Origin of the sequence: Winogradskyella pacifica (assembly GCF_003386275.1) — a bacterium.
Lineage (GTDB): Bacteria > Bacteroidota > Bacteroidia > Flavobacteriales > Flavobacteriaceae > Winogradskyella > Winogradskyella pacifica.
The window spans coordinates 189809-207888 of sequence record NZ_QREI01000007.1 but is presented as its reverse complement, the minus strand read 5'-3'; the positions used below and the strand labels follow the sequence as shown (position 1 = coordinate 207888).

18 protein-coding genes and 1 tRNA gene are annotated in these 18080 nt (G+C 31.6%); 13 read left to right on the top strand and 6 right to left on the bottom strand.

Annotated elements, in window-relative coordinates; all coding sequences use genetic code 11:
* The 4 genes from DFQ09_RS14705 to DFQ09_RS14690 all read left to right on the top strand — a co-directional run bounded on the left by DFQ09_RS14705 (position 1) and on the right by DFQ09_RS14690 (position 4866).
* Positions 1-1803, top strand: a complete 1803-nt coding sequence (locus tag DFQ09_RS14705; RefSeq protein ID WP_115811653.1) for a M1 family metallopeptidase — start codon at positions 1-3, stop codon at positions 1801-1803.
* Positions 1804-1882: 79 nt separating this feature from the next.
* Positions 1883-2293: a ribonuclease P protein component gene (gene rnpA, locus DFQ09_RS14700; RefSeq protein WP_115811651.1), complete on the top strand. Its 411-nt coding sequence runs from the start codon at positions 1883-1885 to the stop codon at positions 2291-2293.
* 36 nt (positions 2294-2329) lie between these two features.
* Positions 2330-3964 (top strand): S41 family peptidase, encoded by a 1635-nt coding sequence (locus DFQ09_RS14695; protein ID WP_115811649.1) that lies wholly within the window; start codon positions 2330-2332, stop codon positions 3962-3964.
* Between the two features lie 65 nt (positions 3965-4029).
* Positions 4030-4866 carry an OmpA family protein gene (locus DFQ09_RS14690; RefSeq protein ID WP_115811647.1) on the top strand — a complete coding sequence of 279 codons (837 nt, stop codon included), beginning with the start codon at positions 4030-4032 and terminating at the stop codon, positions 4864-4866.
* On the opposite strand, the gene DFQ09_RS14685 is transcribed toward DFQ09_RS14690, so the two are convergent.
* Genes DFQ09_RS14685 through rpiB form a run of 3 tightly spaced genes read right to left on the bottom strand, consistent with a single transcriptional unit; the run spans position 4867 to position 6679 of the window.
* On the bottom strand, positions 4867-5310 hold the full coding sequence (locus DFQ09_RS14685) for a GNAT family N-acetyltransferase (RefSeq protein ID WP_115811645.1): 444 nt from the start codon (positions 5308-5310) through the stop codon (positions 4867-4869).
* Positions 5310-6221 (bottom strand): cation diffusion facilitator family transporter, encoded by a 912-nt coding sequence (locus DFQ09_RS14680; RefSeq protein WP_115811643.1) that lies wholly within the window; start codon positions 6219-6221, stop codon positions 5310-5312. The genes DFQ09_RS14685 and DFQ09_RS14680 overlap by 1 nt, the downstream gene beginning before the upstream one ends.
* 23 nt (positions 6222-6244) lie before the next feature.
* On the bottom strand, positions 6245-6679 hold the full coding sequence (rpiB, locus tag DFQ09_RS14675; protein ID WP_115811641.1) for a ribose 5-phosphate isomerase B: 435 nt from the start codon (positions 6677-6679) through the stop codon (positions 6245-6247).
* Between the two features lie 931 nt (positions 6680-7610).
* On the opposite strand from rpiB, the gene rnr reads away from it, so the two are divergent.
* From rnr to DFQ09_RS14645, 6 genes are read left to right on the top strand one after another with little or no spacing between them, the layout of a single operon-like run.
* Entirely contained in the window at positions 7611-9854 is a 2244-nt protein-coding gene (gene rnr / locus DFQ09_RS14670) for a ribonuclease R (RefSeq protein ID WP_115811640.1), read from the top strand.
* Positions 9855-9908: 54 nt separating this feature from the next.
* Positions 9909-10208 carry a YbjQ family protein gene (locus DFQ09_RS14665; RefSeq protein WP_092466027.1) on the top strand — a complete coding sequence of 100 codons (300 nt, stop codon included), beginning with the start codon at positions 9909-9911 and terminating at the stop codon, positions 10206-10208.
* Positions 10208-10444 (top strand): hypothetical protein, encoded by a 237-nt coding sequence (locus DFQ09_RS14660; RefSeq protein ID WP_115811638.1) that lies wholly within the window; start codon positions 10208-10210, stop codon positions 10442-10444. Before DFQ09_RS14665 ends, DFQ09_RS14660 begins: the two co-directional genes overlap by 1 nt.
* Before the next feature lie 9 nt (positions 10445-10453).
* A complete protein-coding gene (locus tag DFQ09_RS14655; protein WP_115811636.1) occupies positions 10454-11125 on the top strand; it encodes a head GIN domain-containing protein in 672 nt (223 codons plus the stop codon).
* A gap of 43 nt (positions 11126-11168) precedes the next feature.
* Positions 11169-11852: a LysE family translocator gene (locus tag DFQ09_RS14650; protein ID WP_115811634.1), complete on the top strand. Its 684-nt coding sequence runs from the start codon at positions 11169-11171 to the stop codon at positions 11850-11852.
* Positions 11852-12394 (top strand): GldL-related protein, encoded by a 543-nt coding sequence (locus tag DFQ09_RS14645; protein WP_115811632.1) that lies wholly within the window; start codon positions 11852-11854, stop codon positions 12392-12394. The genes DFQ09_RS14650 and DFQ09_RS14645 overlap by 1 nt, the downstream gene beginning before the upstream one ends.
* A 558-nt stretch (positions 12395-12952) precedes the next feature.
* On the opposite strand, the gene DFQ09_RS14640 is transcribed toward DFQ09_RS14645, so the two are convergent.
* The 3 genes from DFQ09_RS14640 to DFQ09_RS14630 all read right to left on the bottom strand — a co-directional run bounded on the left by DFQ09_RS14640 (position 12953) and on the right by DFQ09_RS14630 (position 14003).
* Positions 12953-13023: transfer RNA gene (locus tag DFQ09_RS14640), tRNA-Cys, on the bottom strand.
* Between the two features lie 94 nt (positions 13024-13117).
* Complete coding sequence (gene folB, locus DFQ09_RS14635) at positions 13118-13480, bottom strand: dihydroneopterin aldolase (RefSeq protein ID WP_115811630.1); 363 nt, start codon at positions 13478-13480, stop codon at positions 13118-13120.
* Positions 13481-13802: 322 nt separating this feature from the next.
* A complete protein-coding gene (locus DFQ09_RS14630) occupies positions 13803-14003 on the bottom strand; it encodes a zinc ribbon domain-containing protein (protein WP_115811628.1) in 201 nt (66 codons plus the stop codon).
* A 155-nt stretch (positions 14004-14158) separates the two neighbouring features.
* Between DFQ09_RS14630 and DFQ09_RS14625 the strand changes: the two genes are divergently transcribed.
* From DFQ09_RS14625 to DFQ09_RS14615, 3 genes are all read left to right on the top strand, one after another.
* Positions 14159-16168 carry a glutamine--tRNA ligase/YqeY domain fusion protein gene (locus DFQ09_RS14625; protein WP_115811626.1) on the top strand — a complete coding sequence of 670 codons (2010 nt, stop codon included), beginning with the start codon at positions 14159-14161 and terminating at the stop codon, positions 16166-16168.
* A gap of 121 nt (positions 16169-16289) precedes the next feature.
* Positions 16290-17756, top strand: coding sequence for a carboxypeptidase-like regulatory domain-containing protein (locus DFQ09_RS14620; protein ID WP_115811624.1), 1467 nt, complete (start codon positions 16290-16292; stop codon positions 17754-17756).
* A gap of 77 nt (positions 17757-17833) precedes the next feature.
* Complete coding sequence (locus DFQ09_RS14615) at positions 17834-18043, top strand: thioredoxin domain-containing protein (RefSeq protein WP_115811699.1); 210 nt, start codon at positions 17834-17836, stop codon at positions 18041-18043.
* Positions 18044-18080 lie beyond the last annotated feature (37 nt).

Here is an 18080-nt window from a genome sequence, read left to right as displayed (position 1 = left end):
ATGAAACATTCCTTTCTCAGTCTTTTTTCACTTCTAATTTTAGTCTCTTGCGGTTCTACCGAAAAAGCGCTTCAAAGCACTAATTCAGTTAACGCATCCACATTTGGCTATTGGCAACAACACGTAGATTATACGATGGAAATTGATATGGATGTCAATAACTATCAGTATAAAGGAACACAAAAATTGGTTTATACCAACAATTCACCAGATGTACTTAATCGGGTGTATTATCACCTCTATTTTAATGCCTTTCAACCAGGTAGTGAAATGGATGTGCGCTCTCGTACTATTAATGATCCAGATCGTCGTGTCGGTGATCGTATTAGTAAACTTCAGCCGAATGAAATTGGTTACATTAAAGTTAATTCATTACAACAAAATGGAACTTCAATTTCTTATGAAACTGTTGGTACGGTCTTAGAAGTAACGCTGAATCAACCGATTCAACCAGGAGAAAAAGTCACTTTTAATATGGATTTTGATGCTCAAGTGCCTATTCAAGTTCGTCGTTCTGGTAGAAATAGTTCTGAAGGTGTAGCCTTATCGATGTCTCAATGGTATCCAAAATTAGCAGAATATGATGATGAAGGTTGGCACGCAGATCCTTACATAGGAAGAGAATTTCATGGTGTTTGGGGAGATTTTGATGTAAAATTATCTATCGATAAAGACTATATTGTTGGAGGAACAGGCTATCTTCAAGGAGAACCAACTTTAAAATCTGGAAAGAAAACCCATCATTTTAAAGCTCCTAAAGTGCATGACTTTACTTGGGCTGCGGATCCGGATTATATTCACGATACGTTGCAAATGCCAAATGGCCCATTACTTCACTTCTATTACAAGAAAACATTAGATCAAAAGTATTTAGACAATTGGAAGAAATTACCAGCGGAAACTGCTAAACTTATGGAGTTCTTTAGTGAACATATTGGAGACTATCCATATGATCAATATTCAGTAATTCAAGGTGGAGATGGTGGTATGGAATATGCTATGTCTACATTAATTACTGGTGAGCGAAGCTATGGCAGCTTACTAGGTGTTACAGCACACGAGTTAGCACATAAATGGTTTCAATTTATACTAGCTTCTAATGAATCTAAACACGAATGGATGGATGAAGGCTTTACAAGTTATATTTCTAACTTAGCGATGAATTCTCTGAGTGAAAATAAAAAATCGAATCCGCTTTCTGGATCTTATAGAGGCTATTTAGCTTTAGCAAATTCTGGTGTAGAGCAACCGTTGACTACGCACTCTGACCGTTATGCTTCAAATGGAGTTTATGGTGCTGCTGCTTACAGTAAAGGTGCTGTGTTTTTAGCGCAATTAGGGTATGTCATTGGAGATGATAATTTAGATAAAACCATCAAAAAATATTACCAAGATTTTAAATTTAAACACCCAAAACCATTCGATATTATTAGAACTGCAGAACGTATCACCGATTTTGAACTCGATTGGTATTTTATAGATTTTGCACAAACTACTAATACTATTGATTATGGTATTGCTTCAGTTGAAGGCAAATCCATCACCTTAGAACGTATTGGTTTAATGCCAATGCCTTTAGATATTTCGGTAACTTATACGGATGGTAGTACAGAGAATTTTTATATTCCGCTACAAATGATGCGTGGAGAAAAACCAACCTCAGCAACTACTATTAATGATTGGGCTTGGGCAATACCAACCTATTCATTCGATGCTAAAAAAGCTGTAAAATCAGTAGAGATTGATAATTCTCAGATGATGGCAGATGTTGATAGAACTAACAATGTGTTTACAATTAAATAAACACTTGTAATATAAATGTTTTAAAACCGCATCATGTTGATGCGGTTTTCTATTTTTGTTAAACTAGATTAATTAGAAAGTGAACTTCAACTATTCAAAAAAAGATAAACTCAAAAGTAAAAAACTCATAGAGCAACTTTTTACTGAAGGCAAAGCCGTAACCGCTTACCCTCTAAGATTAGTGTATCTTAAAACTAAGTTTGAAGATGACTCACAACTAAAAACAGGTGTTTCTGTCAGTAAACGATTGCATAAAACAGCTGTTTCTAGAAATCAAATTAAACGGTTGCTTCGTGAAGCTTACAGACTTAATAAACCCCTATACTTTAACAATAGTTCTGTATCTTATGCGTTTATGATTTTATACCTTAGTAAAGATGGAACAACTTTTGATAAACTTGATCAAAGTATAAAATCATTGTTTAAAAAATTTTTAGTAAAAACTGAGCCATTCATAGAACCAACAGATGCTAATACTTCTGACAAATGAAATGCGTTTGTTTAAAATTTATCCTTTAATTGACACATGAAAAATCTTCTACATAAAAACGTATTATTTCCTGTATTGGCTGTGCTTATATTTTTTGGTACTACAGCTTTTAAAAATGATTTTTTTGAAATCGCGAAGCAAATAGAAATATTCACCACGCTATTTAAAGAAATCAACATGAATTATGTGGATGATACCAATCCTGGAGACTTAATGGATACGGCTATTAAAAGCATGTTAGACGATTTAGATCCTTACACCCAATTTTATAACGAACAGGACGTAGAAGCCTCTAGAATTAACAATGCAGGCGATTACACAGGTATTGGAGCTAAGGTATTAACATTAAAAGATAAATTGGTTATTGTTGAACCTTACCAAAATTATGCAGCAGATAAAGCTGGTTTAAAAGCAGGTGATGAAATTATTAAAGTAGATAAAGTTACCGTTGCCGATTTTAAAGATGACGCTGCCAACTTATTACAAGGAGCAGCAGGTACAGAAGTTTCTGTAACCTATAAAAGACAAGGTAAAACCAATACTGTAAAAATTATTAGAGAATCTTTAGAAATTAAAGCTGTGCCGCATTACTCTATGGTCGATGAAAAAACAGGTTATGTAGTGCTAAGAAAGTTTAATGATAAAGCCTCTTCTGAAACTATTAGCGCAATAAAAGCCTTAAAAAATCAAGGAGCTACGCAATTAATATTAGATTTAAGAGGAAATCCTGGTGGTTTATTACATGAAGCGGTTAACGTCACTAATATTTTTGTACCTAAAGATCAGTTAGTGGTAACCACTAAATCTAAAGTCAAAAAATACAATAAAACCTATTATACACAACGCGACGCTGTTGATACTGAAATTCCATTAGTCGTATTAATTGATGGTAAAAGTGCTTCGGCAAGCGAAATAGTTTCTGGTGCTTTACAAGATATGGATAGAGCTGTAGTTGTTGGTACACGTAGCTTTGGAAAAGGTTTAGTACAAAGACCAAAACCATTGACTTATGGTACACAAATGAAGATTACAATCTCCAGGTATTATACACCATCTGGACGCTGTATTCAGGCCTTAGATTATTGGAATCGTGATGAAAATGGTAAAGCCACGAGAACACAACAAGAAAATTATAATGCATTTAAAACTAGAAATGGACGCGATGTATTTGATGGAGGTGGTGTAGAACCAGATATGGAGGTTGAGTTTTCTAAGCATACAACAATTACCAAAGCTATATCTAATGAAAATTTGGTTTTCAACTTCGCCACTGAGTTTTATTACGATAATAAAATAGAAGATTTAAAAAGCTTTTCACTGTCGGATTCGGACTTTAAAAAATTTAAAAACTACATAAAAGCAAGCGGTTTTAATTTTGAAACTAAGACTGAAGTTGCCTTACATGATGCCATAAGAATCGCTGAGGAAGAAGAACTAAAAGCGGTTATTAATGCAGAATACAACGATTTAACCCAGGCTTTACAAGCGTATAAATCCAATGCTATTGACTCCAATAAAACGCAATTAAAAGCGCTACTTACAGACGAAATAATTAAACGTTACTTTTACAGTGAAGGTTTATATACGTATTACACTGCTAATAATTCAGAAATAAAAAAAGGTTTAAGTATTCTTAATAATCCGTCTCAGTACGCAAGTATTTTGAGATAGCACATAAATTATTTATATTTAACCTCTTAAATTTTTTCTATAATTGAGAAAACTATTATAAAAACATGAAACCCCTAATTATCTTTTTATGCCTATGTTTTCAGCTCTCCTTTTCTCAAAAAGAATTGAAGCACGAAGTCTATTTTGAAACTGATCAACACGATATTCCTGAAACAGAACACAGCAGATTATTATTATTTTTATCTAAAATTGAAGATGTCGATATAGAAAAAGTAACTATATATGGTTTTACCGATGATAGAGGTAGTGATAATTACAATCTTGTATTATCTCAAAATCGTGCAGATGCTATAAAAGAAGTGTTTTCTAATAATGAATTTGACGAGTCAAAAATGACTAATGTTGATGGAAAAGGTAAAATATTAGTCAATATTATTAAAGAAAATGACCTTAACAAAATACGTGGTTTAAACCGTAAAGTTGAAATCGTTGTAACTCCTGTTTTTCCACCAAAACCTAAAGAAGAAAAGCCCGTAGTAGATAAAACTGAAGATTTATTAAAAGGTGATTTAAAAGAAGGCGATAAAATTTTACTCGACAATTTATTATTTAGAACCGGTTATAGCTATTTAACCAAAGAATCTAAAGTTGTACTCGATAGAATTGCAGAAATTTTAGTAGATCGTACCAATGTTTATTTCACTATAGAAGGCCATGTATGCTGTACACAAGGTGAAAGAGATGCCATTGATCGTAAGACTAAAAAACGAAATCTATCTGTGGCTAGAGCAAAATATATCTATGATTACTTAGTAGATAAAGGTGTTAAGCATTACCGTATGAAATTTGCCGGTATGCGAAGAAAACAACCTCTTGGAGGCGAACCTCAATTAGATAGACGTGTCGAAATTTTAGTGACGCGTATTTACGAAAAGAAATAATTAAGATTTAATCATATTTATATGCGGAATACCATCTTCTAGGTACTCTTCTCCTACTTCTTTGAATTCTAAATTATTATAGAAGTTTTTTAAATACATCTGTGCGGAAATCCTAATAGTAGTTTCGTTATAATGCGTTTTAATAGCCTCTATAGAAGCCTTCATAATAGCGTAACCATATTTAAATTTTCGTGCTTTTTGTTGCACAACAACTCTACCAATACTAGATTCTTCAAAATAATAGCCTGGTTTAAAAACACGTGTGTAAGCCACTAAGACATTATTATCATAACCTAAAATATGAAGTGCTTTTTGGTCCTTTCCATCGATATCTTGGTACACGCAATCTTGTTCAACGACAAACACTTCACTTCGTAATTGAAGTACATTATAAAGTTCTTGCGTCGTTAAGTCTTCGAAATTTTTTGTTATGATATCTAGCATTAATCTTGTACTATGACCTCTTTAGGATCTTCTTTATTAAACTCTGGTTGAATGGTGACATGGTTGATATTAAATTCGTCATGTAAGACCGTTTCAATATCTAAAAGCAATGCATTAAAATCTGTTGTAGAAATATCTTCTGTTAAGTCTAAATGCGCTTCTAAATGCAATTCATCGTCACTTAAATTCCATATATGAACATGATGTAGTTTACTAACTTTAGGTAACTTATTAACAGTTCTTACAACATCTTTAATATTAATAGTATCTGGTGTAAACAGCATTAACATACCTGTAGATGTTTTTAATAGAGCGTAACCCACCCAAATTAAATACAAAGCAATTAATAAAGTTAATAAACTATCTACCCAAAACAATTGATAGTATTTCATCAATAATCCACCAATTAGTACCGCCACACTAGCCAACATATCTGTAAATAAATGCAAATACGCCGAACGCATATTGATATTATTTTTAGAATCTTTTCTTAATAATAAAACACTCAAACCATTTCCTATAATGGCTACAATAGCTAACCAAATAACTAAGTTAGATTCTATTTCTTGAGGATTATTAAAACGTTTTACAGCTTCAAAAATTAAGATAATAGCGACTATTATTAACGTACTAGCATTAACAAAAGCTGCTAAGATTTCGGCACGTTTATAACCAAAAGTTCTATTAATAGAGGCTTTCTGCTTTGATAAACGCGAAGCGACATAACTCACAATTAAAGATATAACATCGCTAAAATTATGTAAAGCATCACTTAGTAATGATAAACTACCTGAAACGAGTCCACCAATAACCTGAGCTACTGTAATAACAATATTTAATACTATTGATATTAATAGCTTTTGACCTCTTAAATCTTTAGGACTGTGAGAATGGTTTTGATGGAGATTCATTTGATATCAATTTAGAATTGATATTAACATGACGCCGGGATCTTATCCACACGGTTTTGATGACGACCACCTTCAAATTTAGTCTCTAAAAACGTATCTACCATTTTTATAGCTTGTGGTATAGACGTAAAACGTGCTGGGATACATATAATGTTAGCATTATTATGTAAACGTGTTAATTCTGTGATTTCATTCGTCCAACACACACCAGCTCTTACATGCTGATACTTATTAGCCGTCATAGCCACTCCGTTTGCGCTTCCACAAATAAGAATACCAAAATCTACTTTTTTAGTTTCTACATCTTTAGCAACTGGATGTACAAAATCTGGATAATCAACACTATCTAAACTGTCTGTTCCATAATTAGTAATAGTATAGCCTTTACTCTCTAAATGTTTTATAATGGCAAATTTGTAATCTGGGCCTGCGTGATCGTTTCCTATTGAGATAGTCATAATAAATTGTCTTTACTTATTAGACATCAAAGTTAATAATTGCTTACAACTAAGCATAACTTATAAGGGCTTACTTATTCATTAGTTTTAAGTTTGAAAATGATATTTTAGATATAGCTTATTAACACTGTTGATAACTCTAAATAAAATGAAGTCTAATTGTTAATATCTGTTTACAACTATTGAAAACAAAAATTAGGATTATTCAGTTATTTTTCCAAACCAAAATTAGAACTTCATAACCTAATTAGTTAGCACTTTTTTTAAAATAAGTTATCAAACTAAAAAGATGTGAAATGAACAGTATTTTTAGAAATACATGTTAGCTAATTCTATTAACATTCGTTATTAACAGTTGTTAATAGCTTTTTAATTTAGCTTAAAGATGAAGCGTTTAGATGTAAACTTAGTGTTAACTAAAATGTTGTAAAATGTAAACTACGATTAATCAAAATAAAACTTCAAAAAGTTATAGCCACTATTAACATACTATAATAACCACCATTTATTTTTTTAAATTTTAAAAGAAAACTGATTATATGTATATATATGTTCATAACTGTAAATTTTAAAAAAAATAAGATTTATGAATTTCTCTTTTAAAGTATAGTTAAGTTGAAATAATAAGATAGAATATGTTTCTCTTAAATAGAATAGGGAATAGGTATGTTGAGTCGCATTGTTAAATAGTACTATTAAAACCTTATACTTTTAGTTGAAGTATCACAGGTATTAATACGTTATTACTATTAATTTAACCTTAAAGAAACACCATTAAAAAATTAAAACGTAACTTTGTACCAAACTTAATAACCTCTCTTCGCTAAAGTTAAGTTTTAAATAAGTTGTTATTCTTAGACTTATTGCTAAATCTAAAGGATTTGTAAGCTTACATAGAATAACAAATACAATAAATAGATTACAATTATAAATGACAAAAAAGAAACACAGGAAACCTTCAAATAATAAGATTTCCAACCTTACAAATACAATTCTTAGTATTTTAAAAAAAGACAGAAACGCAACATTCAACTATAAACAAATTGCAGCAAAATTAGGCGTTAATGATGCCAGTAGTCGCAATCAGATTATAAAAAAACTTCAACAACTCAAAGCAAAAGAAGAGATTGAAGAAGTAGATCGTGGTAAATTTAAAGCAGTTGTTAACAACGAATATCATACTGGTATTTTAGATCTTGGTGCTAAAGGCAACGGATATATTATTTCAGATGATTTTGAAGACGATATTTTTGTAGCTTCAAACAATATTAACAAAGCCTTAAATGGCGATGAAGTAGAGTTCTACGCTTACAAACGAAAACATAGAGGTAAACAAGAAGGAGAAATTACCACTATTATAAAACGTGCAAAAACGGAATATGTTGGTACCATTCAAATTCATGATAAAAAAGGATTTGCCTTTGTTGTAGCAGATAGCAACAAAATGTACACCGATATTTTTGTGCCTATCAACAAAATTAATAAGGCAGAAGATGGTGATAAAGTACTGGTCTCTTTAGAAGATTGGCCAGAAAAATCAGATTCACCTAACGGAAAAGTGATTGAAGTTTTAGGGAAACCTGGAGAACACAGTACAGAAATCCATGCTATTTTAGCAGAATATGGCCTACCATTAGAATTTCCAGAAGACGTTGAAGCCTTCGCTAATAAAATTGATACCTCAATTACAGCCGAAGAAATAGCGAAACGTAGAGATATGCGTAAAGATTTAACCTTTACCATAGATCCTAAGGACGCTAAAGATTTTGATGATGCCTTATCCTTTAAAGTATTAGATAATGGCTTATATGAGATCGGAATTCATATTGCAGATGTTTCGCATTACTTACAACCAGGAACAATTTTAGATGATGAAGCTTACGAACGTGCGACGTCTATTTATTTAGTAGATCGTGTAGTGCCAATGTTGCCAGAAATATTATCTAACGGAGCCTGTTCATTGCGTCCACACGAAGAGAAATATACCTTTTCTGCAGTGTTTCATATGAATGATAAATGTGAAATTAAAAATGAATGGTTCGGTAGAACGGTAACCTATTCTGATGCCCGTTTTGCCTACGAGGAAGCACAAGCAATCATTGAAAATAATGCAAAAATTAACGAGGTTGACGTTTTAAAGAACCCTGATAAAATAGATACTACAATTCCGGTTGAAGTTTCATTAACCGGTGCAGCATATCAAACGTCTGTAGAGGTCGCTCAGGCCACCATTAAAATGAACCAATTAGCTCGAAAAATGCGTACAGCACGTATGCGAGATGGAGCTATTTCTTTTGATAAAGTTGAAGTTAAATTTAATTTAGATGAAGAAGCAAATCCAATAGGTATTCACTTTAAGACCAGTAAGGATGCTAATAAAATGATTGAAGAATTCATGTTATTAGCCAACAGAAAAGTATCAGAATATGTTGGAAAACAAAAACCTGAGAAAACTTTTGTATACCGTGTACACGATGAACCAGACGAATCTAAACTAGCACAATTACAAACGGTTGTGGGGCGTTTTGGACATAAATTAAATTTTAAAGATAAAGGCAGTATTGCATCGTCTTTAAATAATTTATTAAAAGATGTTGTTGGTAAAAAGGAACAAAATTTAGTAGATACGTTAACGATTCGTACCATGTCTAAAGCCGAATATACCACACACAATATCGGTCACTACGGATTAGCATTTGAGTACTACAGTCATTTTACATCGCCAATTCGTCGTTATCCAGATGTTATGGCACACCGTTTATTACAACAGTATTTAGATGGTGAAAAATCAGCTAATCAAGAAATTTACGAAGAGAAATGTAAGCATTCTAGTAATATGGAATACTTAGCAACGAGAGCTGAGCGCGATTCTATTAAATACATGCAGATTCGTTTTATGCAAGATCACCAAGACGAAGAATTCTTGGGAGTTATTTCTGGAGTTACGGATTGGGGAATTTACATCGAAATTGTGTCTAATAAATGTGAAGGTATGGTGAGTGTTAGAGATATGAAAGATGATCACTATCAGTTTGACCAAGATCAATACGCTATGATTGGTCAAAAAACCGGAACCATGTATCAGCTTGGTGATGAGGTTATTGTAAAAGTTAAGAATGCAGATTTAGTTAAAAAGCATTTAGATTTTTACATGATAGGTAAACCAGAAGCGTAAATAATTTTGTAATAGTTCAACCTAAAAAGGGACTTATAAATAAATTTTTAATAGATGATTCTTACGACCACTAATTCTATAGAAAACCATAATATCATAGATTATTTGGGTATTGTAACTGGTGTTGCCATAAACAAACAAGCTATTGCCATGGGATTTAGTATGTCTAAATATTACAATAAGTTACAAGTTAGTATTGAGACTGTAAAAGAAGAAGCGTTTCAAACGTTACAAGATAACGCAGCTAAGCTTAACGCAAATGCCGTTGTAGGTATTAAAGTAGAAATTGAGTTAACAACCTCTAATTATGCAATGGTTTCTGTAACAGGAACTGCAGTAAAAGTTGCCGTTTAATGAAGACAAGTACAAAAGCTGGCATATACGTTTTTTTAATATTTGCCGTTATTTATGTGATGATCAGATTTAGTATTCAAGCTATTTTTGTAGATATTAATCAAATGGTATTAGCAGTATTATCTGCTGTATTCACTATTATTTTAACTCCTCAAAGACGTATTGTTAAAAAACGTTCAGGAGAGGAAATTCAGTTAAAATGGTTATTTATGAAAAAAGTGTTTACCTTAAAATAAGGATATTTTATGAAAAAGATAGGTTTAGTATTAGCGTTAGTTTGCTCTTTATTTATCAATGCTCAAGATGGTATTGAAAAACAAGTTGGTGAATTTTCAATCGTAAAGGTGTTTGATTTAATTCATCTTAAAATGATGGCTTCTGATGAAAATAAAGTCATTATTTCAGGTAAAAACAGAAATGATGTTGAAGTTGTTAATAACAACGGAAAACTTAAAATACGCATGAATCTTAGAGAAAGCTACGATGGTGACGATACGGTTGTATTACTATATTTTACTTCTGTAGATGAAATTGATGCTAATGAAGGTGCAAAAGTGACTGTAAAGGAAACTATAAAGCAATACGAAATAGATTTAAGAGTACAAGAAGGAGCAGAGATTACGGCCGATTTAGAAACGACTTATGCTAATTTTAGAGCCGTTACTGGAGGTATTATTAATACAACCGGAAGTTCTAAAAATCAAGATATTTCAATTTATACTGGCGGCGTCTTTAATGGTGAAGATTTTATTACCGAAAAGACAGACGTTAGTATTAACGCAGCTGGTGAAGCTTATGTCCATGCTACAGAATCTGCCAATGCTAGAATTAAAGCAGGTGGAAATGTCTATATTTATGGCAAACCAAAAGAAGTTGAAGAACGTACAATTCTTGGTGGTAAAATAAAACGTATGTAAGTTCCGTTGAGTTTCTTACATTTGTGTAAACCGCAAGTTTTACATGTTAGACGATATCTTAACAGCCATTCCCTTTGGAATAATTTTAGCCTTTACTATTGGACCAGTTTTTTTTGTACTATTAGAAACTAGTGTAACCAAAGGCATTACTAGTGCCATTATATTTGATTTAGGTGTAATTTTCGCTGATATTGTTTTTATCTTAGTTATTTTTAAAAGCACAGATACACTTTTAGAAAAAATAAAAGACGATCCAAAATTATTAGTTTTTGGAGGTACTTTATTGATTATTTACGGATTAATCAGTTTTATAAAAACCTCTAAATCGTTCCGATCTATTGTAAGAGAACATCATAGAATAGAGCTTCCTAAAAAGGATTATGGTAAGCTTTTTGTAAAAGGATTTCTACTTAATTTTATCAATATTGGTGTACTATTAGGCTGGTTAGGGTTTATAGTGATTGGAACTTCTATTACAACCTCTGAAAACGGCGTAGCTATCTTTATTGTAACCATGTTAATAGCTTATTTTTTAACAGATTTGGTTAAAATAGCGGCTGCAAAACGACTTAAAAGTAAACTGACTCCACGACGAATTTTTAAGACCAAAAAAATTGTAGCCTTGGTTATTTTAGTTTTTGGTATTATACTATTAAGTCAAGGTTTATTCCCGAATCTTTATGAAAAGGGGATAGAACAGATTGAAAATGTTAATCCTCTTGATTAATGTCAACAAATGAAACTAAAATCTTAACTTTTCCGTTACGAATAGCCATTATTATCTTAATTTTTGGTGCATTATTCAAAATTATGCATTGGCCTTTTGCACATAATTTAATGTTGCTTGGTGGAGCTTCAATCGGATTATTATATACTATTCGCTTCGTTTATAAAAAAGAGAAATCCATTTTAGATTATACTAAATTGGCTATGATTTTAATATGGGTTTTCAATTATTTAGCAAATACATTCCAGATTTTTTATGTGCCATATATCTATGAAATACTGCTGCTTATACTCTTTATTTATTGGTTTTATGTAGAAGGTATGTCGTATTTTAAAAGTAGACCATATAGGAAGAATAAATTTCTAAAAGCAGTCTACTATATTTTAATTGGATTAACAATTTTTACATTAGTATTCGGAATACTTTTTAAAATTCAACATTGGCCTTATGGCGCTTTATTATTTACAATTGGTGTGCTGTTATTAAGTCTTTTATTGATTTTTGATTACTTTATAGTAGATAGAAGAGGAGTTATAGAATAATAATGAGTTAAGATTCATGCGAAAAAAACTCAACATAGCTTGAAGTTCTCTCGAGGTCATCAAAACGTTAGGATTCGAGTCGCGTATCTATTAATCTAAATTTTCTAAAAATTTGAAAGATAAAAAAGCCTCAACATAAATTGAAGGGTTTTAGAGGTTACTAAAGCGATAGGATTTGAATCGCGTATCTATTAATCTAAATTTTCTTAAAATTTGAAAGATGAAAAAGCCTCAACAAAAATAGAAAGCTTTTTGAGGTCATTAAAACGTTAGGATTCGAGCCGCGTAACCATTAATCTAAAATTTCTTAAAATTTGAAAGATGAAAAAGCCTCAACATAAATTGAAAGCTTTTTAAGGTCATTAAAACGTTAGGATTCGAGCCGCGTAATTATTAATCTAAATTTTCTAAAAATTTGAAAGATGAAAAAGCCTCAACATAAATAGAAAGCTTTTTGAGGTCATTAAAACGTTAGGATTCGAGCCGCGTATCTATTAATCTAAATTTTCTTAAAATTTAAAAATAAAAAAGCCTCTAAGAGAACTTAGAAGCTTTTTGAGGTGTCGAGCGGATTCGAACCGCTGTAGATGGTGTTGCAGACCACTGCCTAGCCACTCGGCCACGACACCCTTTATTCCTTTAAAAAAAGGAATCTCATCAATTTAAACTTAATTTAACGAGAGCGCAAATATAAAAATTATATACGTTATACCCTAAATAGCTTTACTTTTTTCGCTTTTGAGTCATTTTTATCGTAACCATCTCAACATCACCACCAATTGGCGGATTAATTTTACTAACTGCAACTGTAGCTTTAGTAATTAAGGCTTCTTCAATAAAAACACGATTCAAAATACGCTTGGCAACCGTTTCTAAAAGCTTAGAAGGTTCTGCCATTTCTTCTCTAACAATTTTATTCAGTAACACATAATCTACAGTATCACTCAATTCATCAGATCCTGCTGAGGTTTGTAAATTAGCCTTAACTTCAATATCTACTTTGTAATCACTACCAATAGCGGTTTCTTCTTTTAAACAGCCGTGATTAGCAAAGACTCTTATATTTTCAACTTTTATTATTCCCATAAAGCAAAAATAATATAAAAGATATTAGAGCGCTTGCTTTTAGAACCAAGAACAAGGACTAATTTGTAATTAATTAATGGATATTATTTAAAAATTGTATTAAGCGTCTTTATAATCTGACCAATTAGTTTCTCGATAAACCTGAATTACTTTATATTAATTTGATTGTTAAGTATTGGTCACTGAGCGTAGTCGAAGTGACATTTACAATAATTATGTAAAAAGATAAAACTCAAATAAAAACAGAATAAGCATCAGTTACCACTAATAAGTCTTGTCTCTTGGTTCTCGATTCTTACAGCGAAGCGATCTTTACGCTTTTCTAACTCGTAAACAAATCAAAAATGTTACTAATAGCACTAGTTTTAGCTTTATAGAATTCAGTATACGTACACTTTTTACAAGTAACTGATGTAAATTTTTTATTCTGAATATCAAAGATTTTAGAAAACGTACCACCAGTGGCTCGCATTTGGTCAACAGTATAGGTGTTATTATTGCATTTCGGACATTTATAGTTCATTTTAGTCTTCGGTTATTGATTCATACTATCAGACTAAAAAAGTAAATAAATGTTACAATTTGTTTAATTTTACCACCTGGAATAATGATGTTGAGAATTGTAGCTGTATAAGGATTTCACCTAACAGCTAATACCTAACAGCTAACACCTAAAACATGTCAGAAGAAAAAAAAGCACTCAATTTCATTGAGCATATTATAGAAGAAGATTTAGCTAATGGTTTATCAAAAGATAAACTTCGCTTTCGTTTTCCACCAGAGCCAAATGGGTATTTACACATAGGTCATACCAAAGCTATTGGTATTAGTTTCGGATTGGGTGAAACGTACAATGCACCCGTAAATTTAAGATTCGATGATACAAATCCTGCAAAAGAAGAGCAGGAGTATGTAGATGCTATAAAAAAAGATATTGCATGGTTAGGTTACCAATGGGCCAATGAATTGTACTCGTCTGATTATTTTCAGAAGTTGTATGATTGGGCAGTTCAAATGATAAAAGATGGCAAAGCCTATGTCGATAGCCAAACCTCTGAAGAAATTGCACAACAAAAAGGAACTCCTACGCAAGTAGGAACAAATAGTCCATATAGAAGTCGTAGTGTTGAAGAGAATTTAGATTTATTCAAACGTATGAAAGCTGGGGAATTCCCTGCTGGTACACATATTCTGCGTGCTAAAATTGATATGGAAAGTCCAAATATGCTCATGCGAGATCCTATGATGTATCGTATTATGCATACCGAACACCATAGAACAGGTAACGATTGGTGTATTTACCCGATGTACGATTGGACACATGGAGAAAGTGATTACATTGAACAAGTGTCACACAGTTTATGTTCATTAGAGTTTAAACCACATAGAGAGCTTTATAATTGGTTTAGAGATCATATATACGACTATGCTAAGGAAGCATTGCCAATGCCACCTAAACAACGCGAATTTGCACGTTTAAATCTAAGTTATACCATAATGAGCAAGCGTAAGTTATTACGTTTGGTTGAAGAAGGTATTGTTTCTGGTTGGGATGATCCTCGTATGCCTACGATATCTGGTTTACGTCGCCGTGGTTACACACCAAGTTCTATAAGAAAGTTTATTGATAAAGTAGGTGTTGCTAAACGCGAAAACGTCATTGATGTATCACTTTTAGAATTTTGTATTCGAGAAGATTTAAACAAATCTGCGAATCGTGTTATGGCGGTTTTAGATCCGGTAAAAGTGGTGATTACTAATTATCCTGAAGACAAAGAGGAATGGTTAGAAGCTGAAAATAATCAGGAAGATGATTCTGCAGGCTTTAGAAAAGTGCCTTTTTCTAGAGAAATTTATATCGAAAAAGAGGATTTTAAAGAGGAAGCAGGAGCTAAGTTTTTTAGATTACAACTTGGTGGTGAAGTCCGTTTAAAAAACGCGTATATCATTAAAGCCAATAGTGTTGTAAAAGACGACAATGGAGAGATAACAGAAATCCATTGTACCTATGATGAAGACACCTCTAAAAAAGTAAAAGGAACACTGCATTGGGTGTCTATAAAACATGCAATAACTGCAGAAATTAGAGAGTACGATCGTTTGTTTATGCACGAATCGCCAGATAGCGACAAGGACAAAGATTTTATGGAATATGTAAACCCGAAATCTTTAACGCTTAAAACTGGTTATTTAGAACCTAGTTTGGCAGATGTTAAAGTAGGAGAGCAGTTTCAATTTCAACGTTTAGGCTATTTTAATGTCGATGATGATTCTACAGCTGAAAAATTAGTCTTTAATAAAACAGTTGGCTTAAGAGATAGTTGGGCAAAGCAAAAACCAAAACCTCAGGCTAATGAAAATCAAAACAAACCAAAGCCGAATCTGCAAAAGCGTTCTGCTATAAGTGTTATTCAACAATTAGGGAAGAAATACACCAATTTAGCTGAAGAAAAACAACTAAAAGCGAAATCTGAAATAGAAGTGCTTGCTAAAGATGTTAGTTATGATGAATTAGAGCCTTTATTTGGCACAGCTGTAAAAAAAGCAGGTACACGTATCGCAACTTTAATTGCGTTGAAAGTGATGCTTAAAAATGGCTTAGAACGAAATGAGGCTATTAATGAGTTTATTGAGAAGGCTAAAGCCGATAAGAATGAGGTTTTAGTTGCTGAGGCTTCAGATATTTAATATTTATATTTTCTTATTATTTTAATGTACCTACAAGGTTTTCAAATCCTTGTAGGTATTTTTTTTTAAAAATTAAATAATTTAAAGTAGTTTAGGGTGTCTAAATTTCAAATTCAAATACATGAAAAAAATTACGCTCATTCTAACGTTACTTCTTATTGGAAATACCGTTTTTAGTCAGACTATTACTGGCAAAATTGTAGATATTGATAATAATCCTATTCCTTATGTTACACTTCAGATTGGTCCAAATTATGGAGTTATAACTAATGAGGAGGGTGTTTTTACACTAGAAACAGATAATTTTTCAGACTCGGATAACGTTTCAATTTCATGTTTGGGGTATAAATCATTAGAATTTCAACTTTCAACATTTACAAAACCAACATATGTTTTAGAAGATTCTATAAGTGAGCTTTCAGAAGTTTTTATTACAAACAAACTTTTGTCTATTGAAGAAATTTTGGAAAATGTGAGAGCAAATATCTCAAAAAACTATCCTGTAAATGATAATCAAAGGATTTTTATGAGAGAAAGCAGCAATTTTAATATTAAAGATTTCGACTTTGAAGTTTCAAAATCTTCCAATTTCAACAGAGCAACAATTAAAGACATTAATAAAAACTTTGAGACCATGAGTCAACTGATGGTCAATAATAATTCTAAGTTTTATGAAGATACACTATTAGACCTATTGCATATTGCAGATAGTACGCAGAGTCATGTTATCAAATCTACTAAATTAGTGAATGTAGAAAAAGATTTATCTACAGATGCGGTGAATGGTAAATTAATTAAAAGTGTACTTAATGTGTTAGATTCTTCGGCAACCTACAAATTAAAAACAAGCATATTTACTATTGAAGATTCACTTAAGGTAGGAAAAATTTTAAAGGAAGATTCTGATGCTAAAAAAGGAGAAACCACTGTAATTAATAATAAGGTATCTAGGATTATTAGAAATAATTCACTGGTAGAAAACTCAAATTTAGATTTTATATTCGAAGATAAAGGCTACGAGTATTCAATTGACGGAATCAGTTATCTCAACGATGAAGCAACTTACAGCATTAGCTTTAATCCCACAAAACGTTCTGCTAAATACACAGGTAAAATGTATGTAAACACGTCCGATTTTGCTGTTGTAAAGCTAGAATATGAATTTGCTGAAAATAGAACGGGTTCTAAAATGAATCTTAAATTTTTAGCAGGCTTTAAGTTCGAAGAAAATGCGTATCGTTCTACAGTGATTTTTAAAAAGAATGAAAATTCTGTTTATGACTTGTATTTTATCAGTCAAGAAAATGGAAACTATGTTTATATCAACCGTTCGCTTAAATTTATTAGAAATAATACCGCTGAACATACCGATAAACAACAGTTAAAATTAAAGTTTATGATTGAACAAGATTATATAGCTAAAAGTGAATTATTCTTTATAAGTAAAGGATCATTGCAAGGTGATTCAGCTTTTAAAATTACTAAAGAATATCCAATAAGTTATATATCAAAATATGATCCTTCTATTTGGAAAGATTATAGTGTTCTTAGTCCTGTACAAGAAATTATAAATTATCAAACGAACTAATAAAGCTTGAGGTTTTAACAATTATTTGAGATAGACTGAATTTATAAAGACCTAACTTGAGATAAATAATGTTAATTATGGATAAATCACAAAAAATACTTACAAAAATCTCTATAGTAACTAGAGATATTGAAGAAAATTACCCAGAACTTCAAAAATATTTAAGCGAAACCAGAAGTACATTGCCTAATGGTTCCAGTGAAACTGAAAGTTTAGATACATCAGATTTAGAAAATTATCTCAATGAATTAAAGGAAATTCGAGATAAATACAAGGAAGAACACTAAAGTATAGTGTCATAAATATATTAAAAGCCTCATAATC